Raw genomic sequence first — 20,507 nt, 5'->3', positions numbered from 1 at the left:
TCCATCGGCGTGGCTCGTGATCAATTCCGGAATCGGCCGGAACCCCGGCGCGGCCACCGAACGGAGTAGCGGAAGTCGCACGCCTGGAACCCGACATATCGGGATGTTCAGCCCGGTGGGCGGCGCTCCGGTTGTGTGTGACGGGCCTGTTTCGCCCGGCCTGGAGAGCCGCTCCGACCTGCGAATTCTTTCTTCCGCTCGCCTCGCGCAGCACGTTCCTGTTGCTGTTGTCAAGCCCCGAGATATGCCCTGACCTGCGAAAACGCCATTCAGAACCCGCCGTTTCCGTGTTACCCTGGATAGCCACGGAAGGGGTACCTGTCACATGACGTTCAAGGTTGGCGACACCGTGGTCTATCCCCATCACGGGGCCGCGCTGATCGAGGCTATCGAAACTCGCCAGATCAAAGGCGTGGACAAGACCTACTTGGTGCTGAAGGTCGCTCAGGGCGACCTGACGGTACGTGTGCCAGCGGACAATGCGGAGTTCGTCGGCGTGCGTGATGTGGTTGGTCAGGACGGGCTGGACCGGGTCTTCGAGGTGCTGCGCGCGCCGTACGCCGAGGAGCCCACGAACTGGTCGCGTCGCTACAAGGCAAACCTGGAGAAGCTCGCCTCCGGCGACGTCATCAAGGTCGCGGAAGTCGTACGCGATCTGTGGCGCCGTGAGCGCGAGCGCGGACTCTCCGCAGGTGAGAAGCGCATGCTCGCCAAGGCCCGCCAGATTCTGGTGAGCGAGCTGGCTCTCGCGGAGAACACCAACGAGGACAAGGCGGAGGCCCTGCTCGACGAGGTGCTCGCCTCCTGAGGCGAGGCGCGGACCGCTGCCCGCTCGGTCCAGCGCACTGAAATGCCGTGGTGCCCGATGACATCTTTGCTGTCGCCGGGCGCTGCGGCATGTTCGTACCCGGACGTGAATTCGCGCATCCGCAGGTCCGGATGCCGATGATCCTCGTACGCTCCTCCCGGGAGGCTTTCCCCGGGTCCTGGTGTGCCGGGCCCGGACTGCTGGCTCGACCAGGGTCACGGAAGGGTCCGGTCAAGGCGTCGCGCCCGGCACGGTGAGGCCATACCCAACTAGGTCGAGCACACAAACCTGACAGGAACCGATGTCTGACGATTCGCGTCCCTCGCCCGCCCGGCCGTCGGCCGACGCAGCCGCCGAGGACCGTGCCAACGCCAGGACCGCGGCGGTCATTCCGGCCGCCGGCCGGGGTGTACGGCTCGGGCCGGGTGCCCCGAAAGCCCTCCGGGCGCTGGGCGGCACGCCCATGCTCATCCACGCGGTCCGGGCGATGGCCGCCTCCCGCGGGGTCTCCCTCGTGGTGGTCGTCGCCCCGCCCGACGGCGCGGCCGAGGTCAGGAGCCTGCTGGACGCGCACGCGCTGCCCGAGCGCACGGACTTCCTCGTCGTGCCCGGCGGCGAGACGCGCCAGGAGTCCGTACGGCTCGGACTGGACGCGCTGCCGCCCGAGTACGGCATCGTCCTCGTACACGACGCGGCCCGGCCGCTGGTCCCCGTGGACACGGTGGACGCCGTGATCGAGGCGGTACGGGAGGGCGCGCCCGCCGTGGTGCCGGCCGTGCCGCTCGCCGACACCGTCAAGCAGGTCGAGCCCGCCGAGGTCCCCGGCGTGCCGGAACCCGTGGTGGCGACGCCGGAGCGGGCGCTGCTGCGGGCGGTGCAGACGCCGCAGGGCTTCGACCGGGGGACGCTGGTGCGGGCCCACGAGACGGTGACCGACGACGTCACGGACGACGCGAGCATGGTCGAGCGGATGGGGCCGGCCGTGGTGGTCGTGCCGGGGCACGAGGAGGCGTTCAAGGTGACGCGGCCGCTGGATCTGGTCCTCGCGGAGGCGGTACTGGCGCGCAGGAGGCTCAACGATGGGTTCTGAGGCGGAGTCGTTGCCGGTGTTGCCGCAGGTCGGGATCGGTACGGACATCCACGCCTTCGAGGCGGGGCGGGAACTGTGGTGCGCCGGGCTGAAGTGGGAGGGCGAGGGGGACGGGCTGGCCGGGCACTCCGACGCGGACGTCGTCGCGCACGCGGCGTGCAACGCGCTGTTCTCCGCGGCCGGGCTCGGGGATCTCGGGCAGCACTTCGGCACCGGGCGGCCGGAGTGGGCCGGGGCGTCCGGGGTGACGCTGCTGGCGGAGGCGGCGCGGATCGTGCGGGCGGCGGGGTTCCGGATCGGGAACGTCGCGGTGCAGGTGGTGGGGGCGCGGCCGAAGATCGGTAAGCGGCGGGACGAGGCGCAGAAGGTGTTGTCCGAGGTGGTGGGGGCGCCGGTGTCGGTGTCGGGGGCGACGACGGACGGGCTGGGCTTTCCCGGGCGGGGGGAGGGGCTGATGGCGGTGGCGACGGCGTTGGTGGTGCGGGTGCCCATGCCCTAGCCGGGCGGGGGCGATGTCTCGGTCGGGCAAGAGGCTGGACTCGAAACGGCCGTCAGGCTTGGCCGTGTGCCCGTGGCACTGCTCGGGGCCTACTACCCTGGACTCGTGACTATTCGGCTGTACGACACCAGCGCCCGGCAGATCCGTGACTTCGCCCCCCTCACGCCGGGCTGCGTCTCGATCTACCTGTGTGGTGCCACCGTGCAGGCGGCCCCGCACATCGGGCACATCCGGTCGGGCCTGAACTTCGACATCATGCGCCGCTGGTTCGCGTACCGCGGCTACGACGTCACGTTCATCCGCAACGTCACCGACATCGACGACAAGATCATCAAGAAGGCGGCCGAGCAGAACCGCCCCTGGTGGTCCATCGGGTACGAGAACGAGCGGGCGTTCAACGACGCCTACTCCGCCCTCGGCTGCCTCCCGCCGACGTACGAGCCCCGCGCCACCGGGCACATCACCGAGATGGTCGAGATGATGCGCGGGCTCATCGAGCGCGGGCACGCCTACGAGGCCGAGGGCAACGTCTACTTCGACGTACGGTCCCTGCCCGGGTACCTGTCGCTGTCCAACCAGGACCTCGACGAGCTGCGCCAGCCCGCCGGGGAGGGCGAGACCGGCAAGCGGGACCCGCGGGACTTCGCCATGTGGAAGGCGGTCAAGCCCGGGGAGCCGAGCTGGGAGACGCCGTGGGGGCGCGGGCGGCCGGGGTGGCACCTGGAGTGCTCCGCCATGGCGCACAAGTACCTGGGGAGCGAGTTCGACATCCACGGGGGCGGGATCGACCTGATCTTCCCGCACCACGAGAACGAGATCGCCCAGGCCGAGGGCTTCGGCGACGCCTTCGCCCGGTACTGGGTGCACAACGCCTGGGTCACCATGAGCGGCGAGAAGATGTCGAAGTCGCTCGGCAACAGCGTGCTCGTCAGCGAGATGGTCAAGCAGTGGCGGCCGGTCGTGCTGCGGTACTACCTCGGCACCCCGCACTACCGCTCCACCATCGAGTACAGCGAGGAGTCCCTGCGCGAGGCCGAGTCGGCGTACGCGCGCATCGAGGGCTTCGTGCAGCGCGTCACCGAGCTGGCCGGGCAGACCGTCGAGCCGGCCGCCGAGGTGCCGCCCGCCTTCGCCGAGGCGATGGACGACGACCTGGGCGTCCCGCAGGCGCTGGCCATCGTGCACACCACCGTCCGGCAGGGCAACAGCGCGCTGGCCGCCGACGACAAGGACGCCGCCGTGGCGCGGCTCGCCGAGGTGCGGGCCATGCTCGGTGTCCTCGGCCTCGACCCGCTGGCCCCGCACTGGGCGGGGGAGCAGGAGCAGGGCGAGGACCTGCGGCACGTCGTCGACAGCCTCGTACGCCTGGTGCTCGACCAGCGGGAGGCCGCGCGGGCGCGGAAGGACTGGGCCACCGCGGACGCCATCCGCGACCAGCTCGGACAGTCCGGGCTGGTCATCGAGGACAGCCCGCAGGGGCCCCGTTGGAGTCTCGGGTCGCGCTGACCCGGCCGGTCGGCGACGTCCGTCCCGTAGATCGATTGTGCCGCCCGGCCCTCCGGGCGGCACACTGCATAGAACACAAGCTTCACGCACACTCCCGTAGAGAGCGGAGACAGGTAACTCATGGCCGCGAACAACCGCCGCATGTCCGGCAAGAAGGGCGCGCAGGTCGGCAGCGGCGGCAAGCGACGCCGGGGCCTGGAGGGCAAGGGGCCGACGCCTCCCGCCGAGATGCGCAAGGGGCACGCCAAGCAGCGCGCCGCCAACGCGAAGGCGCGCCGCGCCACGGGACGTACGCAGCAGCAGCGGCGCGGGGGCGGCCGGTCGACGTCCGAGCTCGTCGTCGGCCGCAACCCCGTCTACGAGGCCCTGCGCGACGGCGTGCCCGCCTCGACGCTCTACGTCCAGCAGTTCATCGACAACGACGAGCGGGTGCGTGAGGCGCTCCAGCTCGCGGCCGAGCGCGGCGGCATCAACCTCATGGAGGCGCCGCGCCCCGAGCTGGACCGGATGACCAACGGGCTCAACCACCAGGGGCTCGTGCTCCAGGTGCCGCCGTACGAGTACGCGCACCCCGAGGACCTGGTCGCCGCCGCCCACGACGAGGGCGCGGACCCGCTGATCGTCGCCCTCGACGGCGTGACCGACCCGCGCAACCTCGGTGCGGTCGTCCGCTCCGTCTCCGCCTTCGGCGGCCACGGCGTCGTCGTGCCCGAGCGGCGCGCGGCCGGGATGACGGCCGGCGCGTGGAAGACGTCCGCCGGTACGGCCGCCCGTACGCCGGTCGCCCGCGCCACCAACCTCACGCGCGCGCTGGAGTCGTACCAGAAGGCCGGGATCACGGTCGTCGGCCTCGCCGCCGACGGCGAAGTCGAACTCGGCGAGCTGGAGGCCCTGGACGGTCCCCTGGTCGTCGTGGTCGGCAGCGAGGGCAAGGGACTGTCCCGGCTGGTCGGCGAGACGTGCGACTTCCGGGTACGGATCCCGATGCCGGGTGGCGCCGAGTCGCTCAACGCGGGTGTGGCGGCGGGGATCGTGCTGTACGAGGCGGCGCGGCGGCGGCGCTGAACGTCGGGGCCGCCCGTGCAGCGGCCGGGGTGATCGATTCTTCGGGTGGGGGATGGGTGTTCGGATCCGTCCCCCACATGGGGTGTTCCGGGCGGTCCGGGCTGGTTTGACGCGGTCCGGACAGATCCGGCCGGTCAAGGCAGTGTCCTAACGACACATCACTCGGTTAGATGAGTGTGGACACCAGAACACCCCGCACACCCACGGGGGACCGCTCGTCGGGATACGACGACGCTCCCGCGCTGAGCATGGTGAAGGTGCCGAGCGATCCGGCCCAGGTCATCGTCAACCACGCGAGTTTCCGCGTGCAGTTCGGTGCCTCCGCCCGGCGGACCCAGTCCCCGCGGATCGCACAGCACTTGAGCGCCACCCAGGCCACCCCCCGCATGCCCGCCGCCCCGGGCCGTCGCCGGGCCGTCGTGTGGAGCGGACGGTCCGACCCGGACGACACCGGCGCGCACCGGCTGCTCCAGGCGGTGCGGGCGGGAGCCGGTCACCACGTCGAGGACCCGGCCGCCGACGCCGGAGCCACCCAGGTCATCCCCAGGGTCGACCTCGGCGGGGACCCCCTGGGCTACGACGGCTACGACGACGGCCCCGCCACCGAGACCCTCGAAACCCCCCTCGTCGGCGCCCAGCGCGGCCCCGTCCCCGAGGGCACCCGGCTGCTGCCCGCCATGCGCACCGTCGGCAGCGCCTTCGACGAACCCGCCTACGCCGCCCAGGACTTCGGCCCCGAAGACCACGAAGGCCACGACGGCTACGGCGACGACACGGACCCGGACGAGCCGCGCGGCAGGCGCCGTTCCGACGACCCGGTGCGGCACGCGTACTTCCCCGGCCGCCGCATGAACCTCGGCGTCGTGCTGCTGCCGCTGCGCGTCTTCCTCGGCTTCATCTCGATCTACGCCGGCATGGGCAAGCTCTGCGACCCCGTCTACTTCGACGGCGGCGAACGCGGCTCCATGGTGAAGTGGCTCAACACCCTGCACCCCTGGGACGTCGCCGAGCCGCTGCGCCAGTTCGCCCTCGCGCACCCGGTCGGCGCCGGGCTGGTCATCGCCTTCCTCCAGGTGCTGGTGGGCGTCCTGACCGTGCTGGGCTGCTGGCAGCGCGTGGCCGCGGTCGTCGGCGCGGGCCTGTCCGCCGCGCTCCTGGTCACCGTCAGCTGGAAGAGCGTCCCCGTCTACGACGCGCCCGACATCATCTACCTCGCCGCCTGGTCCCCGCTGATCATCGCCGGGGCGCCCGTCTACTCCGTGGACGGCAGACTCGCCGGCAGCGCCTGGCGTCGGCTCGGCCCCCGCGCCGACATCTGGGACCTGCGCCGCTACGTCCTGCGCCGCGGCGCCCTCATCACCTTCCTGGTCGCCGGCGCGACCCTCCTGGTCGGCTCGCTGCTCGGCGGCGCCGTCCGGGACGCCGACCGCGTCGTCGTCCCCGGCCCCGGCGAGGCCCCGCGCAACGAACTGCCCGGCGCCCCGCTCCCGCAGGAGCCCGGCACGCGCGAGCCGAAGAGCCCGGAGGCGTCCGCCTCGCCCACCCAGGGCGCGACCAGCGGGGCCACCACCCCGTCCACGGGAGCCGCGGCCACACCGGGAGCGACCCGGGAGAGCGGCACCGCCGGCGGCGGTACGCCCAGCCAGACCCAGGGCGCCGGCGGACAGGCCCCGCCGCGGCAGTCGACCCCGGCCGGCCAGGGCCAGGCGCCGACCACCTCGGCCGGACCGACCGCCGGGGGCACCTCGACCGGCTCCGGAGGCTCCGGCGGCTCCACCGGCGGCTCCACCGGGGGCTCCGGAAGCGAGGAGGGCGGTGGCTCCTCCTCCACCGGCCAGCCGGGCGGCCGCCTCGTGGGCGGCCTCCTGGGGTAGCCCGACATGCCCGCGCCCCGCTCCCGGTGACAACCAGGTGCGGGGCGCGTGCGGTTGGCGCGTCAGTGCGCCGACGCGTACGTCAGGAAGTCTGCCCACGCACCCAGGGTGGCCGCGAACCGAGGGCCGCCCGGGTTCTTGGAGTCACGTACGTGCACCGCGCTCAGCGTGGTCGCGACCTCAACGCACTCATTGCTGTTGCTGCTGTCGCTGTAGCTGCTCTTGAACCACCGCAGCTCCGAGCCGTCCTCAGCCCACGTCTTGCGGATCATGCCTCTCCCAGCATTTGCTCGATGAAAGCCAGCGACTCTCCTGGCGAGAGAGCCTGAGCCCGGATGATGCCACACCGCAGTTCCATGATCCTGAGATGCTTCAACTCCGAGACAGGACGGCTGCCGAAGTCCCCCTCGGCTCGCCCAACTGCCGTACCGTCAGTGAACTTGAGCACTTGGATCTCGCCTCCCATGCCGGCGTGCACCGCACGGTTGATCGGCATCACCTGGATCTCGACGTTCCGCATCTGCCCGAGCTCCAAGAGGTGCTCCAACTGGCGGCGCAGCACCATTTTGCCCCCGAGTGGCCTCCTGAGCGTCGCCTCTTCCTGGACAAAGCACAGCTCTGGAGCAGGGTCCCGCTCGAAGACGACCTTCCGAGCCATCCGCGCACCGACCAGCCTCTCCACCTCGTCCTGTGAGTACGCAGGCCGACGCATCTCGAACAGGGCGCGCATGTAGTCCGCTGTCTGCAGCAGGCCGTGAAGGTTGTGAATGCCGTACGCGGTCAGCTCGACGGCCTGCGCTTCCAGACGAGTCAAGTCCCGAATCTTCCTCGGGTACCGGACCTCCTTCACGTCCTCCCAGGCCGCCGAGATGAGCCCACCGGCCCCCAACACCTCGTCGGCCCTTTCCAGATACTCCTGGCGGGGAATCCGCTTGCCGCCCTCCACCTTGTAGACGAGGTCCTCCCCATATCCCACCGCCGTCCCGAAGTCCCCAGCCCGCATCCCTGCCGCCTCGCGCCGGAGCTTCAGCTGCCGACCCACTGTTGCGATGACCGCGATGCCCCACTCGTCGTCCGGGTCGACCTCCCACCCCGGCTCATCCGCCTCGCCCATGAGTCGACCCGTCTCCGCAGGCGGTACCGCCTCGCCGTCCACCGTCGTCATGCCGCGCCCCTCCGTCGTACCGCGCCGTACCGCGACGCCCCTACCCGCACCAACCGCCCCGACCGCCCGGACAGCACCGGACAAACACCCGACAGATGAGATCCTCAATTCACACGTTCGAGGACGAGTAAGCCGAGCGAACTTCCATGGTCAGCGCGGACTTGCTGCTGTCATGGGTCGAAAGTGAAGTTGTTAAGGTGCCATGGGTGTGTCAAGTGAGGTGCAGGACAGCGGCACTTCGGACCACAAACGGGGGAAGTGATGAGCGGCGCAGGTGAACAACCACGGCTTCGGGTACAGGGCGACCGGCTGACGGACCTGGCCGATGACCTCGACGGTATGCAGGACCACCTGGACAAGCAGGTCAGACGCATGGACGCGATCGTCGACCGGATCGAGGCGGGATGGCAGGGGCCGGCCGCCCGCGCCTACCGGGATCTCCACCGAGGCGCGGCCGAGGACGCCGTACGTATCCGCATGGTCATCCAGGCTCTTGAACAGGCCGTCCGATTGAGCCGTGACGGGTTCTCGGAGCGAGAACTGGACGTCATGGCGCAGCTGAGGAAGATCCAGGTCGAGACGGATGTGAAGCGCGAAGCGGACGCGCTGTCGACGCCGAACACCGAGGTACCCGTCGCGCCGCGCAGCAGCCTCTCTGACTTCTGACGGCTCCTACGCCGACCGACGACTTCAGCTTCGGAACGGAGAAGCATGGTGGACGACGACCACATAACCGTCGACTTCGCGACGCTGCAGGACCTTTCCGGAGATCTTGAGGACATCCTCAAGCGCCTCAACGAGCAGTTGGACCTGCTCTACCGGCGAGCGGAGAAGGTGGTCCTGACCTGGGAGGGCGAAGCCCGCGAGGTGTTCATCGACAAGTTGGACGAGTGGGATCGGTCCGCAGCGGACCTTCAGGCAGCCCAGGCGTGGCTGCACGACGTCGTGGTCAACGGGGAGATCAACTACGCGGCGGCGCACAGGGCGGTACTGCGGGGCTGGGGTGCGGCCTGATGGCTGATCTGCCCTCAGGCAAGCAGCGGCAGCAGGCGCGGGACGAGGCCAGGACCGCGCCACCCAACCAAGGTGTGGGGCGCTTCGACGTGCAGCCTCAGCACCTCTACTTCACCTCGCTCGTCGTGCGGGACGGTCAGTTCGCCTATGACAAGCAGGCGAAGACGCTGACGGACACGTTGGACAAGTACAGCCAGTCCGCGGGAACGGGCTGGGGTGCGGACTCCTTCGCCGATCGGTACGGCAGAAGTTCCTGGAGCTCTGGGCGAGGAGCGTGGTGTCGGTGGGCGGTGTGGCGGTGGGCCTCACTCAGACCGCGAACAACTACACGCAGGCGGACTGGGCGGCCAGCAAGGGCAAGGGCGAACCGCCGGAGGAGAAGCAGCCTCCAGCGGTGATTGCCACCGTGCCCAAGTACGGTCCGCCGAATGACCTGACCTGGCGGGGAGAGGGCGAATACCACGACTCGTGGGCGATTTCCGGTATTCTCGGAGAAGTCCCGGACTTCCTCATGTTCATCATGAAACCCGTGGTCGACGAAGGGCTTAGACTCGGCCGCGTCCATGAGATCACGCCGGGCGTCAAGGAAGAGGAGTTCCGCGACATCGCCGGGGCCTGGCGGGATGCCTCCAAGGGCGCGAAGAAGGCGGCAGACGATTTCACCGACGCGATCTCCTACATCACCGACCCCACAGGCAACGGTGAATGGCAGGCCGCGATGAATGCCTTCTGCCAGACGATCTGGGGAACCACGGCCTGGGGCAAGGCCCGGGACCAGCGGGCCGAGGTGACTCCCAAGAAGGGCACCCGGAACTGGAAGACCCAGGGGAAGGTGGATCCCGCCACCAGGCGCCCCATCATCGAGGTCCTCGACAAGAGCGCGAACACCATTCAGAAGCTGTTTGACGACCTGGCCGACGTGGGGCAGAAGACCACGGAGACCACCACGCGCCTTGCCAAGGAGGCCGCGGAAAGGACGGCTAAGGACCTCACTACGGGCCTCGATCCCTTCGAGGCCACCAAACTCGCGGTCGGGCTCGTGGTTGCAGAAGTGGTCCTGACCTTCCGGTCCCACATGGACCAAGCGGGCATGGACGCGGCGGTCTCGGCGTATCACGAGGCGTTCGGCGATGCAGCGGGCAAGCTGGCCATGCTCGAGTTCGAGCTCGACGAGGCGCTCTTGAGCGTGCCCACGTTCCAGGCGGAACGGGCCCGGGCGCAAGGTTTCGGTGCTCGCTCCTTGAACGAGTTCAAGAAGGAGCACAGCTGGCAGCTGCCCGAGAGCCGATTTCCTTACACGTACTCGGTGGACCTGGCCGCGGCGGAAGGGGTGGGCAATGGCCATACCCTTGACAAGCACGTGGGAAAGACCGACGAACAGCTGTTGCAGCGCATGAGAGACGAGAGCAAGGCGGACGGAACCCCCAAGATCCCCGGTGCGTCGACGTTCGCCGACATGGAATCCGCTCAGCGATACACGCAGTACGCCTTGCGTGACAACACGGACGAGATCAACAAGTGGCTCGCTGGGAATCCGCCGAAGTCGATGGAAGAGTTCAACACGGCGTCCGTTCCACTGCAAGGTCCCCTGGCCGGTGACGCGGTGACCGGCCGGGGCACCTCGCTGGTCGACGGGAAGATCACAGAGGTGCAGGACACCAAGGGAGTGTCGCTGCGTCTCGTGTACAACCCGAGCCTCGACCCGCCCTACGTCGTCTTCACCTCGATGCCCGTATGAGCGAGGACTGGATGGACTACGGAGCGACGCCCGAGATGAACGGGCCGCCGACACCACTGGATGCCGACTCCTGGGGGTCGGCGGTGGAGATGTACGACCGTCGGTACACCTTCGTTGCCGTCGGACCCCGTACGCGGGAGGACTGGCTGCACGATGTCGCCTCGATCATGCGAGGGGAGACGGCGGATCCCTGGTCCTGGCGGACCATCGATCCCGACGAAGGCGAGGAGGAGAGGGAGGACGACCCGGCCTACCCCTTCATCACCCCGCCCGTGGACGAGGCGGGCTCGACGGAATGGCGAAGCTGGCTCAGGGAAATTCCGCGTTCCTCAGTGGTGCGACTCCTCGTGCTGCTGGCCACCCGCGATCTCGATGTCTCTCGGAACCTCCGCTTCCCCGCGCAGCGAGCTGAAATGGAGAAGCATGCGCGAGTCATTGCCACGCGCTTCTCCCGCGGAGCTCGATTCTTCACGAACACTCGAGGAGGTGGCACTCCCCCCGACTTCTACCAGAAGATCACGAGTTGCTCACCGCTCAGTCAATACGCCTGGGACCTGGGGCTCCTTTGGGTGTCCGACGAGGAAGTCGGGCTGATTTGGTCCTTCGATCCACGTTGAGAGGTAACAACCGTTGCTGACCGGACCTCATGCACGAGCCGGGCCTCAACCCGCCCTTCGTCGTCGTCAGTTCGATGCCCTAATGAGAGGCCCCGGATGCACAGCGAATCTCACCACGACCCGACGTGTGGAGCGTCAGCGTCTCTGGACGCCAGCATGTGGTCGGCGGCGGTCGAGATGTACCGCAACCGGTACTCCTTCATCGCGGTCGGCCCGCACACACACGAGGACTGGCTGCCCGATGTGGCCGCGGTCATGCACCGCGGGGTGGCCGACCCCCGTGGCTGGCGGGGCCGGGATTCCGAGCAGGGAGAAGAGGAACTGGAGGAGGATCCCGGCTTCCCGTTCCGGGTTCCGCCGGCGGATGGTGCCGGGGCTGCGGAGTGGCGCAGTCGGCTATTCGAGATCCCGCGGTCCGCCGTCGTACGGCTGCTCGTCATGCTGGCGACGGATGCCATGGACGTGTCGCGGCAGTACGGCTTTGCCGATCGCAGGCCGGCCATGGAGGAGCACGCCCAGGTGATCCTTTCGCGCTTCCCGGAGGGCTCGCAGTTCTTCACGAACACCCGTCACGACGGCGACCCCCCCGACTTCTACGAGAAGGTCACCGGCTGCTGGCCGATGTCCCAATACGCCTGGGACTTCGGCCTGCTCGCGGTGTCCCGTGAGGAAGTCGGCCTCATCTGGTCGTTCGACGCAAGCTGAAGTGGACAGATATGACCGTACGGACCCGCTCGGCCACCTACCCCGACCGAGAAACCGCCCACTGGGCCACCCAGCAGGTGGTAACCGGTAATGAACAGAAGATCCACCGCTGGCTCGCCCAGGGCACCCGCGCTCGCCTCACCATCGAGGCCGCCTGGCCCTCCCGTGAGACGCCCGTCGGCCGCGTACTGCTTCAGGCGATGATGCTCGCCGGGCGCGAGCCCGTCGGTGTGCGCGCGGCGCGTGTCGTCCTCAGGCGTGAGCCGAAAAGCCCGCATGGCTTCGTCGTGCTCACCACCGTCCCGATCTACCTGTAGAGGTCCAGCGCCGTGTCCATGAAGCCGCTCGAGTTCGACCGCCGCTACGGCGAGTTGGACCAGGTGATCAGCGCGTACACCGGCATGCCGGCCGACGACGAGCCGGACAGGCCGAGCGAAGCCCTTCGGGCGTATCTACGCCACACCTGGCACACCCGCCCCTGGGCACTGGCCACGGCCGAACAGCAGATCCGGGAGTACGCCCGTAATCCGCCGGGCCGGCTGCGCCTGAGTCTCGGCGAGTTCTACCCGGTGCCGGACGTCGGTCTGCCCGAATCGGCGATCCAGGACTGGCTGTTCGTGATCGCAGATCACCTGAAGCGGTCGATCGAGGAGGGCGAGGTGCCGCCCCCGGCCGGGCCTCGCACCCACTGGGAGTGGCACACCAGCTTCCCCGAGCTGGGCCAGTTCCTCGGAGGCTGGTTCTCCCAGGACATGCCGGACGAGTTCCCGTACCACGACGCGGCCGTACGCGACTACATCGCCACCACGGACCCGCAGCTGGTCGCCCGCCTCACGGGCGAGCTCCACGAACTGCTCGCCCTCGCTCTCGAAGAGTCCGACTACGCCCTCGCGATGGCCGAGCTGGGCATGGAGGTCGACCCGCCCCGGCCCTACTCCCCGGGCGGCTGGCTGGCCCACCTCGCGGGAGGTCTTGGCGGATTCAAGGCGGACTACGGACCCGGGTCGGCCAGTCCTTGAGAGGGGCGCGGCTGGACCTCTCCGGGGGGGGGGCTGCTCAGCGGCCGGACAGGGCCGACAGTTCGCGTGCCGCCTCTGTCAGGTCCTTCGCGGTGTCGATCGCGCGCCAGTAGGAGCCCTGCGGGATCGGGAAGCCGGACAGGCGGCGTTCACGGGCCAGTCTCGGGAACGTGGTCCGCTCGTGGTCGCCGCGCTCCGGGAGCATCGCGGCGAAGGCGGACGAGAAGACGTACACCCCGGCGTTGATCTCGAAGGTCGACGGCGGGGCCTCGATGAAGTCGGTGATGTGGCCGAAGCCGTCCGTCTGCACGGCGCCCCACGGCAGCCGCGGGCGGGCCAGGGCGAGGGTCGCGACGGCGTCCCGCTCGGCGTGGAAGCCGGCCATGTCGCGCAGCGAGAAACGGGTCCAGATGTCGCCGTTGGTGGCGTACCAGGGCCGATCGGGGTGGGGTAGGTGCGCGGCGGCGTATTTGAGGCCGCCGCCGCGGCCGAGGGGCTCGGTCTCGACGACCGTGGTGACGGAGAGCGGCAGCTCGGTGGTGTCCAGCCACTTCTGGAGGACCTCGGCCAGATGGCCGCAGGAGACCACGACGTCCGTCACGCCCTCGTCGGCGAGCCAGGCGAGCTGGTGGCCGATGATCGGAGTGCCCGTGCCCGGGATCTCGACCATCGGTTTGGGCCGGTCGTCGGTGTACGGGCGCAGCCGGGAACCCTGTCCGCCCGCCAGGACGACGGCTTGAACGGGGCGGCGGGACGCGGCGTTCGGATCGGTCATGCCCGAACTGTACGCGGCGCCCCACCGGCCCCCGAAGCCTCCTCAGCCGTGCGCGGCCAGCACGCCCGAGGCGAAGGCGGTGTCGCAGACGGGGCGGGAGTACGACTGGGCGCGCGTCGGGCCGTAGACCTTCACTGCGGCGCGCCCGAGGGCGCGGGCGATGGACGCGCAGTGGCCGGCCAGCGACGGGCGTTCGTTCACCGCCTCCTGGAGGTGGGTGAGGGCGACGCCCGGGTCCTCCTCCTGCAGCTCGGTCAGCAGCCGGTCGCGCAGCACCTCGTGCGGTGCGCGGGCGGCGGCCCGGGAGGTGGAGGCCTTGGCCGAGGAGGCCTCCGACGCGGCGAGCACCGAGTCCGAGGGGTCCCCGGACCAGTTGACCCTGGTGACCGCGAGGGTCCCGGAGAGCACCAGGACGACGGGCAGGACGAAGGCGAGAGAGCGGCCGATCCGGTGGGCGGGGCCCCGGCCGCGTCGCGTCTGTCGGGTGGTGGAGTGCTTCACGGAGTGCTTCACGCGAGTGAGGGTAGCGCCCGGTGATGATTTGGCGACATTTAGTCACCCTTTCGGGGGATGAAGAGCAGCCCCGAAGTGGGTAGGGGGTTGACGCGCGGGGAGCGAAAAGTCCGTTCTGCCGGGGTATTTGTCGACAACGAAAAGTGCCCCGCAGCAGGCCGCGGGGCACTTTTCGTCAACGCGGGTGAAAATCACCCGCGCGAGGACGTTCAGTCGGAGAGGCGCTCGCCCGTGGAGGACGAGAACACGTGGGCTTCGCCCGGCCGCGGCACGACGTGGACCGTCGCGCCCTTCTCCGGCACCGAGCGGCTGCTGACGCGGACCACGAGGTCCTTCGTCTCGCCGCCGACGTCGACCGTGCCGTAGATGTAGCCGTCGGCGCCGGTCTCCTCCACGACGTTCACCGAGACGGCGAGGCCCGCCGGGGCGTCCTCGGAGTCCTTCGTGAGGGTCTTGGCCGCGCCGCCGTTCAGCTCGACGACGTCGAAGTGCTCGGGGCGGACGCCGACGGTGACCGTGCGGTCGCCCTTGTCGGAGGCGGCCTTCAGGGCGTCGCGGTTGACCGGGACGACGCTGTTGCCGAACTTCACGCCGCCGTCGGTGATCGGGACCTCGACCAGGTTCATGGCCGGGGAGCCGATGAAGCCGGCGACGAAGAGGTTCGCGGGCCTGTCGTACATGTTCCGCGGGGTGTCGACCTGCTGGAGCAGACCGTCCTTGAGGACCGCCACGCGGTCGCCCATCGTCATGGCCTCGACCTGGTCGTGGGTGACGTAGACGGTGGTGATGCCGAGACGGCGCTGGAGCCCGGCGATCTGCGTACGGGTGGAGACGCGGAGCTTGGCGTCCAGGTTGGACAGCGGCTCGTCCATGAGGAACACCTGCGGCTCACGCACGATCGCGCGGCCCATCGCCACACGCTGGCGCTGACCGCCGGAGAGGGCCTTCGGCTTGCGGTCCAGGTACTCGGTGAGGTCGAGGATCTTCGCGGCCTCCTCGACCTTCTGCCGGATCTCCGCCTTGTTGACGCCGGCGATCTTGAGCGCGAAGCCCATGTTGTCGGCGACGGACATGTGCGGGTAGAGCGCGTAGTTCTGGAACACCATGGCGATGTCCCGGTCCTTCGGCGGCAGGTGCGTCACGTCGCGGTCGCCGATGCGGATGGCGCCGCCGTTGACGTCCTCGAGCCCCGCGAGCATGCGGAGCGAGGTGGACTTGCCACAACCGGAGGGGCCGACCAGGACGAGGAACTCGCCGTCCTCGATGTCGATGTCGAGACCGTCGACGGCGGGCTTGGTGGAACCCGGGTAGATGCGGGTCGCCTTGTCGAACGTAACTGTGGCCATGGTGAATGGGCCCCCTTCTACCGGCAGGAACGTGCCGGACGATCCGTTGTAGGAAGGTGGTGGTGTAGTCCACACGGGTGTAGCTGGCTCAGGACGGTACCCGGCGTTCACCTGGTCTGTCAGTACCTGTGGGCCTGTGAACTTCGCCGAAATTTTCGAATCCCACCGTTCACCGGGCTCTGTGTACAGTGGACCGACCCGCGCGCGCGTGCCGCCGCGCGAGTGCCTCCTTAGCTCAGCTGGTCAGAGCGCCGCTCTTGTAAAGCGAAGGTCGTCGGTTCGAATCCGACAGGGGGCTCGGAGAAAACAGCAGGCCGAAGGCCCCGACACCACGCGGTGTCGGGGCCTTCGGCCTGCTGAGGGTTCTGCTGTGGGTCAGTTGCGGTTGGCGCTGGACCGGCCGAAGAACTCGATCTCCGCGATGGCGACCTGCTTGTCCGCGGAGGCCGCGTGGGCCGACTCGATGGTGAAGCGGACCTTGGTGGCCTCGCCGACGCGGAACGGGCGTCGCTGGCCGCCGGCACCCTGGTCCAGGGTGAGGTCGCGGGTCTTGACCGACCCGTCCTTCAGGGTGATCGTCGCCTTCACGCGGTGCGGGAGGGCGCTCTCCTTGTTCTTCTCGGCGCGGGTGGAGACGCCGGGCGTGATGATGACGTCCAGGAGCCGGGTCGGCTCGGTGAAGGTGGCCTCGACCCACTGGCCCTGGCCGGACTCCACGACGCCCGGCCCCCACCAGGTGTTGCTGAGCTTGTCGATGAGGAGCTTCGGCTCGTGGCCGGCGTAGGAGCGCGAGGCCTTGATGCCGTCCGGGGAGACCGGGGCGCGCTTGGCGAAGTGGTCGCGGGTGGCCTGGTAGCCGTCCGGGATGTACATGAAGCCGAGGACGGTCAGGGTCACGACCACGACGATGGTGATCCAGGTGCCGATGCGGTCGAAGACCCGGCGCAGGCGCGGCCGGTCGCCTGCCCAGGGGGTCTCGCGGCGGGTGCCGCCGAAGAGCCTGCGCCACCAGGGGGCGCGTACGGCGGCCTGATCGCCGCCGGCGACCAGGGGCATGGCGCAGCGGGCGCAGTAGTGGCGGTCGGGGCGGTTGGGCGTGGAGCACCACGGGCACGGCGGGCCGTTGGCGATGTCCACGTGGCCGGGGGCGCGGACCTGGGGCCGGTCCGCGTCGGGGCGGCCGGGCAGGACGGGGGCGATGCCGGGGGGCGGCGCCGGGGACTGCGCCTCCGGGTCGGCGACGGGGACGAGGAGCGAGCGGGCCCGGTCGGACATGGTGTCGGTGAGCGCGTTCGGTGCGGGCACCGGTGCCACCGGGGTGGTGGGGGCGGTCTCGTCCGTGTCGGGGGCGCGGGAGGGCGCCGGGGCCGAGGGGGCGGACGCGGTGGGGGCGGCCGGGGCGGCATCCGCGTCGTCGGCGGGCCTGCCGGCTCCCGACGCACCCGCTGCCGCCGCGCCGGTGTCCGGCGTGCCGGTGGCGGGCGCGCTCGCCGCGCGGCGCGGCTGCGGCACGGTCGGGTTGTCCTCCGCCTCGCGGTCCGGCGCGGCGGCGCCGCCCGGGGCGGTCGCCGTGGCCTGGTGGCCGCCTCCGGCGGGGGCGGCGGCCGGTCCGGCGGCGTCCCGGCCGGCGGCCGAGGCGGTCGCGGGCTGCGCGGTGCGGGCGCCGGCCTGGTCCCAGCGGAGTACGGCGCCGCACGCGTCGCAGAAGGACTGGCCCGGTTCCGCGGGCGTCCCGCACTCGGCGCAGTTCTGCGTGGTCATCTCTCCGGGGTCCTTTCGGAGGCGGTCACTTCGACCGTGTAGGGCATGTGGGCGGGGCGGGCGGCGGCGACCAGGGTGTCCAGGCGATGGGTGTCGCCGGGTCTGGGTTCGGGCAGCCGGAGGGTGACGTGCAGGTGGGGGCGGGGAGCCCCGGGGAACGGGCCGAGGGGACGGGCGTTCCAGTCGGCGCCGCCGCTCTCGCTGATGTCCGGCTCCACGCCGAACGCGAGCCGTACGGCCTCGGACAGGCCCTGCCGGGTCCCCCGTACGCGGTGCAGCCGGGCGGCGGCGGCGACGGCCGCGCGCAGCATGGGCTCGGGTTCGGTGCCGTCGGTCTCGGCGCCGATCCAGCTGCCGAGCCACTGCGCGAAGTCGGCCGGGGTGAGGGCGGGGTCGAAGTAGGTGTCCAGGCAGTCCAGGACGTTGAGGATGGGCGCGAGGACGTCGTCGAGCCCGCCGACGAAGCGCAGCGCGAGGTCGTCGTCGGCGAAGACGGCCGGCAGCATCGTGGCGATGGGCAGCGAGGAGCCGAGTCCGTCGACGGACCCCCGGTGCGACACGGCGGCCGTCACGCGCCGTCCCCGATCACGCGGACCCGGTGGTCGAAGGAGAAGACCAGCGCGGGCGGCCGCAGATCGATGCGGTCGGTCGGGTCGCCGCGCTTGCCGGTGAGCGGGTCGGCGGGGTGCAGGACGACCTCGTCGACGAGTTCGACGCCGGGCACGCGCTGGAGCACGGCGAAGACCTCGCCGGTCTGCACGGGGCGTCCGAAGGGCCAGCCCTTGCCGTCGGCGCCGCCGGTGAGCGGGTCGAGGTGGCGGTAGAGGGCGTCGTGGGCCTGGCGGCGCACCCGGTCGGTGTCGACGCCGCGGAAGGCGTGCACCGTGGCGACGACGGTGACGCCCTGGTAGTAGGGCGGGCCGACGGCCAGGCGGGTGCCGATGAGGCGGCGTTCGTCGAGGTGGCGGGTGATGCGGCCGAGGAGGGCGTCGCCGGGGACGAGCTGCTCGAAGCGGAGCCGGCCGCCCGGGTCGGGCACGGCCTGCGGGACCACGAGGACCCGGACCGCGTAGGCGCCGTGGTCGCCCTCCTCGCCCTCCAGGCAGGTGATGCGGGCGGTCTCGGGGGCGGCGCGGCGGGCGAGTTCCTCGTAGTCGCGCAGGGTCACAGCGCGCTCCTGGGCGCGCAGGGTGATCGGCGCCCGGAGCTTCGCCTCCTCGACGGTCTCGCCGTCGACGCCGCCGCGGGCGGCCTCACGGTTGACGACCTCGGAGACGTACGGGATGGAGGTGCGCAGCACCTGTACGGCGCCGCGGGCCACGTTGCCGGCCCTGCCGCCGCCGGTGCGGTAGCGCAGGGCGCGGATGACGGCGCCCTTGGGGGCGACGCTGCCGTACTGGCGCAGGGCGCCGTCGGCCTCGCGCACGGCGGGGCCGAAGGCGATCTCGCCGGTGGCGGCGTCCAGGGTGATGTGGTGGTCGTCGGGGCGGGAGCCCGCGAAGTGCGGGACGACCTGCCAGTCCTGCCAGCCGTCGTCGTCGGCGGTCTGGAGGAGGACGGGCGGGTCGCCGGCGACGACGGGGAAGTGTTCGAGCCGCAGCCGCTGGCCGGGCAGGCCGGTGGACTCGCCGAGCGCCTCGTCGAGGACGGACTCGGCGTGCACGACGCCGGTGGTGCCGCCGATGGTGTACGCCTCGGCGGCGTGGATGGTCGGCGAGGTCGTGTAGAAGGGCTGGCCGGGCAGGGGGTCGGTGACCCGGCAGCGGATCCAGCCCGCCTCGTGGCCGCCGTTGCGGGACAGGACGTGCCCGCCGGGGATGTGGAGCACGATGTCACCGGGGCGGTTGAGACCGCCGGTGCCGTCCCGGTCGACCTCGCAGGACTGCCAGCCGTCCTCCGTCCAGGCCTCCCAGACCAGGGGCGGCTGCCGGGGGTCGACGCCGACACCGTCGACGCGGCTGTCGAGTTCCAGGGCGAGCGCGCAGTGCGGGGTGGCGGCGGTGAGGCCGATGAGCATGCAGTCGCCGGGGCGGGGGGCCTCGGCGAAGCACATCAGGTCCTTCCCCTCGGCGAGGTCCGTGGTCCGGTCGGTGACGGCCTCGCCCTGGTGCTGGACGGCGAGACGGCTGAGCGAGCAGGGCACGACGGCCAGGTCGCCCTCGGTGGCGAACACGACCGCCTCGTCCCGCTCGGTGCGCAGGGTGGCGACCTCGGAGCCGACCGGCACCAGGATCGTGTCCTCCTGCGGCGCGGACAGCCAGAAGGTGACCTCCGTGCGGGCGGCGGACGGCGGGAAGAGCGTGATGCCGACCAGGTCGAGGAAGGCGAGGTGGTTCTTCTCCGGCACCCGGTTGAGGCGGTAGACGATCTGGTCGGCCATGTGGGCGACCGTCTCGACGAGGGTGACGCCGGGGTCGGAGACGTTGTGGTCGGTCCACTCCGGGGCGCGCTGCTGGATGTAGCGCTTGGCGTCGTCGACGAACTGCTGGAAGCGGCGGTCGTCGAGGTTCGGGGAGGGCAGGGACATCAGAGGTCGCTTTCGGGAGAGCCCGGAAGGCCGGCGGGGCCGGCCGCACTGTCGGGGAGATCCGGCTCGTCGTGGGAGGGGATGACGTAGAACGGGAAGACCAGGCTGCGCGGGTTGTTGGTGCCGCGGATCGAATAGCGCACGTCGATGTAGAGGACGCTCTGGTCGGTGCCGGCGGTGACATCGACCTCGTGCACCTCGATGCGCGGCTCCCAGCGGTCCAGGCTGGTGTACACCTCGTGCTGGATGCGGCCGGCGGTCTGCTCGTTGACCGGCGCGAAGACGAGGTCGTGGATGGCGCAGCCGAACTCGGGGCGCATCGGCCGCTCGCCCGGGGCGGTGGCCAGGACCAGCTGCATGGCCTCCTCGATCTCCCGCTCCCCGCTGACCAGGGCGATGCCGCCGGTGGGCCCGATGCGCAGCGGGAACGACCAGCCGGAGCCGACGAACTGTTCGGCCATCAGGGAGCCTCCTGCCTTCCTCTT

At 70.6% G+C, this 20,507-nt stretch carries 22 protein-coding genes and 1 tRNA gene; 14 read left to right on the top strand and 9 right to left on the bottom strand.

Translation table 11 applies throughout. The annotated features are described in order from the left end of the window. The first annotated feature begins 325 nt into the window (after positions 1–325). The 6 genes from ACFC1X_RS30535 (at position 326) to ACFC1X_RS30510 (ending at position 6,842) form a co-directional block, all read left to right on the top strand. Positions 326–808 carry a CarD family transcriptional regulator gene (locus ACFC1X_RS30535; RefSeq protein ID WP_003953493.1) on the top strand — a complete coding sequence of 161 codons (483 nt, stop codon included), beginning with the start codon at positions 326–328 and terminating at the stop codon, positions 806–808. Positions 809–1,109: 301 nt separating this feature from the next. After that, the gene (ispD, locus tag ACFC1X_RS30530; protein WP_376359654.1) at positions 1,110–1,898 is read left to right on the top strand and encodes a 2-C-methyl-D-erythritol 4-phosphate cytidylyltransferase; all 789 of its coding nucleotides are present in this window, start codon (positions 1,110–1,112) and stop codon (positions 1,896–1,898) included. Continuing rightward, a complete protein-coding gene (gene ispF / locus ACFC1X_RS30525) occupies positions 1,888–2,397 on the top strand; it encodes a 2-C-methyl-D-erythritol 2,4-cyclodiphosphate synthase (protein WP_376359651.1) in 510 nt (169 codons plus the stop codon). Before ispD ends, ispF begins: the two co-directional genes overlap by 11 nt. A gap of 105 nt (positions 2,398–2,502) precedes the next feature. After that, positions 2,503–3,903 (top strand): cysteine--tRNA ligase, encoded by a 1,401-nt coding sequence (gene cysS / locus ACFC1X_RS30520; RefSeq protein ID WP_376359648.1) that lies wholly within the window; start codon positions 2,503–2,505, stop codon positions 3,901–3,903. A 120-nt stretch (positions 3,904–4,023) separates the two neighbouring features. Further along, positions 4,024–4,968, top strand: a complete 945-nt coding sequence (gene rlmB, locus ACFC1X_RS30515) for a 23S rRNA (guanosine(2251)-2'-O)-methyltransferase RlmB (protein WP_376359645.1) — start codon at positions 4,024–4,026, stop codon at positions 4,966–4,968. Between the two features lie 170 nt (positions 4,969–5,138). Continuing rightward, positions 5,139–6,842 carry a DoxX family membrane protein gene (locus tag ACFC1X_RS30510; RefSeq protein ID WP_376359642.1) on the top strand — a complete coding sequence of 568 codons (1,704 nt, stop codon included), beginning with the start codon at positions 5,139–5,141 and terminating at the stop codon, positions 6,840–6,842. A 62-nt stretch (positions 6,843–6,904) separates the two neighbouring features. Here the strand turns inward: ACFC1X_RS30510 and ACFC1X_RS30505 are convergent, their stop codons facing one another. Both ACFC1X_RS30505 and ACFC1X_RS30500 read right to left on the bottom strand, forming a co-directional pair. Further along, positions 6,905–7,114, bottom strand: coding sequence for a DUF397 domain-containing protein (locus tag ACFC1X_RS30505; RefSeq protein WP_376359639.1), 210 nt, complete (start codon positions 7,112–7,114; stop codon positions 6,905–6,907). Next, positions 7,111–8,007, bottom strand: coding sequence for a helix-turn-helix domain-containing protein (locus tag ACFC1X_RS30500; protein WP_376359636.1), 897 nt, complete (start codon positions 8,005–8,007; stop codon positions 7,111–7,113). The genes ACFC1X_RS30505 and ACFC1X_RS30500 overlap by 4 nt, the downstream gene beginning before the upstream one ends. Positions 8,008–8,268: 261 nt before the next feature. On the opposite strand from ACFC1X_RS30500, the gene ACFC1X_RS30495 reads away from it, so the two are divergent. The 7 genes from ACFC1X_RS30495 (at position 8,269) to ACFC1X_RS30465 (ending at position 13,100) form a co-directional block, all read left to right on the top strand. Further along, a complete protein-coding gene (locus ACFC1X_RS30495) occupies positions 8,269–8,673 on the top strand; it encodes a WXG100 family type VII secretion target (protein WP_376359633.1) in 405 nt (134 codons plus the stop codon). A 45-nt stretch (positions 8,674–8,718) separates the two neighbouring features. Further along, a complete protein-coding gene (locus tag ACFC1X_RS30490; protein WP_328861205.1) occupies positions 8,719–9,021 on the top strand; it encodes a WXG100 family type VII secretion target in 303 nt (100 codons plus the stop codon). A gap of 283 nt (positions 9,022–9,304) precedes the next feature. Further along, positions 9,305–10,759: an RNase A-like domain-containing protein gene (locus ACFC1X_RS30485; protein WP_376359629.1), complete on the top strand. Its 1,455-nt coding sequence runs from the start codon at positions 9,305–9,307 to the stop codon at positions 10,757–10,759. Continuing rightward, positions 10,756–11,376: a hypothetical protein gene (locus ACFC1X_RS30480; protein WP_376359626.1), complete on the top strand. Its 621-nt coding sequence runs from the start codon at positions 10,756–10,758 to the stop codon at positions 11,374–11,376. The genes ACFC1X_RS30485 and ACFC1X_RS30480 overlap by 4 nt, the downstream gene beginning before the upstream one ends. 96 nt (positions 11,377–11,472) lie before the next feature. Next, the gene (locus ACFC1X_RS30475) at positions 11,473–12,081 is read left to right on the top strand and encodes a hypothetical protein (protein ID WP_376359623.1); all 609 of its coding nucleotides are present in this window, start codon (positions 11,473–11,475) and stop codon (positions 12,079–12,081) included. Positions 12,082–12,092: 11 nt separating this feature from the next. Then, positions 12,093–12,398, top strand: a complete 306-nt coding sequence (locus ACFC1X_RS30470) for an RNase A-like domain-containing protein (RefSeq protein WP_376359620.1) — start codon at positions 12,093–12,095, stop codon at positions 12,396–12,398. Positions 12,399–12,410: 12 nt separating this feature from the next. Next, positions 12,411–13,100 (top strand): contact-dependent growth inhibition system immunity protein, encoded by a 690-nt coding sequence (locus ACFC1X_RS30465; RefSeq protein ID WP_376359617.1) that lies wholly within the window; start codon positions 12,411–12,413, stop codon positions 13,098–13,100. A gap of 37 nt (positions 13,101–13,137) precedes the next feature. Here the strand turns inward: ACFC1X_RS30465 and ACFC1X_RS30460 are convergent, their stop codons facing one another. From ACFC1X_RS30460 to msiK, 3 genes are all read right to left on the bottom strand, one after another. Next, positions 13,138–13,875, bottom strand: a complete 738-nt coding sequence (locus ACFC1X_RS30460) for an NDP-sugar synthase (RefSeq protein WP_376359614.1) — start codon at positions 13,873–13,875, stop codon at positions 13,138–13,140. Between the two features lie 42 nt (positions 13,876–13,917). Next, the gene (locus tag ACFC1X_RS30455) at positions 13,918–14,376 is read right to left on the bottom strand and encodes a hypothetical protein (RefSeq protein ID WP_376359880.1); all 459 of its coding nucleotides are present in this window, start codon (positions 14,374–14,376) and stop codon (positions 13,918–13,920) included. A gap of 221 nt (positions 14,377–14,597) precedes the next feature. Continuing rightward, positions 14,598–15,734: a diacetylchitobiose ABC transporter ATP-binding protein MsiK gene (msiK, locus tag ACFC1X_RS30450; protein ID WP_376359611.1), complete on the bottom strand. Its 1,137-nt coding sequence runs from the start codon at positions 15,732–15,734 to the stop codon at positions 14,598–14,600. Positions 15,735–15,958: 224 nt separating this feature from the next. On the opposite strand from msiK, the gene ACFC1X_RS30445 reads away from it, so the two are divergent. Further along, positions 15,959–16,032 (top strand) — tRNA-Thr (locus ACFC1X_RS30445). Between the two features lie 77 nt (positions 16,033–16,109). Here the strand turns inward: ACFC1X_RS30445 and ACFC1X_RS30440 are convergent. The 4 genes from ACFC1X_RS30440 to ACFC1X_RS30425 are packed head-to-tail and all read right to left on the bottom strand — an operon-like array spanning position 16,110 to position 20,483. Continuing rightward, positions 16,110–17,495: a zinc ribbon domain-containing protein gene (locus ACFC1X_RS30440; protein ID WP_376359608.1), complete on the bottom strand. Its 1,386-nt coding sequence runs from the start codon at positions 17,493–17,495 to the stop codon at positions 16,110–16,112. Beyond that, positions 17,492–18,055, bottom strand: a complete 564-nt coding sequence (locus ACFC1X_RS30435) for a phage tail protein (RefSeq protein WP_376359877.1) — start codon at positions 18,053–18,055, stop codon at positions 17,492–17,494. The genes ACFC1X_RS30440 and ACFC1X_RS30435 overlap by 4 nt, the downstream gene beginning before the upstream one ends. 8 nt (positions 18,056–18,063) lie before the next feature. Further along, a complete protein-coding gene (locus ACFC1X_RS30430; RefSeq protein WP_376359605.1) occupies positions 18,064–20,022 on the bottom strand; it encodes a putative baseplate assembly protein in 1,959 nt (652 codons plus the stop codon). Next, positions 20,022–20,483, bottom strand: a complete 462-nt coding sequence (locus tag ACFC1X_RS30425) for a GPW/gp25 family protein (RefSeq protein WP_376359602.1) — start codon at positions 20,481–20,483, stop codon at positions 20,022–20,024. The genes ACFC1X_RS30430 and ACFC1X_RS30425 overlap by 1 nt, the downstream gene beginning before the upstream one ends. Positions 20,484–20,507 lie beyond the last annotated feature (24 nt).

Origin of the sequence: Streptomyces sp. NPDC056128, from assembly GCF_042263835.1 — a bacterium.
Lineage (GTDB): Bacteria > Actinomycetota > Actinomycetes > Streptomycetales > Streptomycetaceae > Streptomyces.
Note: the sequence above shows the minus strand (reverse complement) of the source record. Positions and strands in the feature narration are given on the sequence as shown.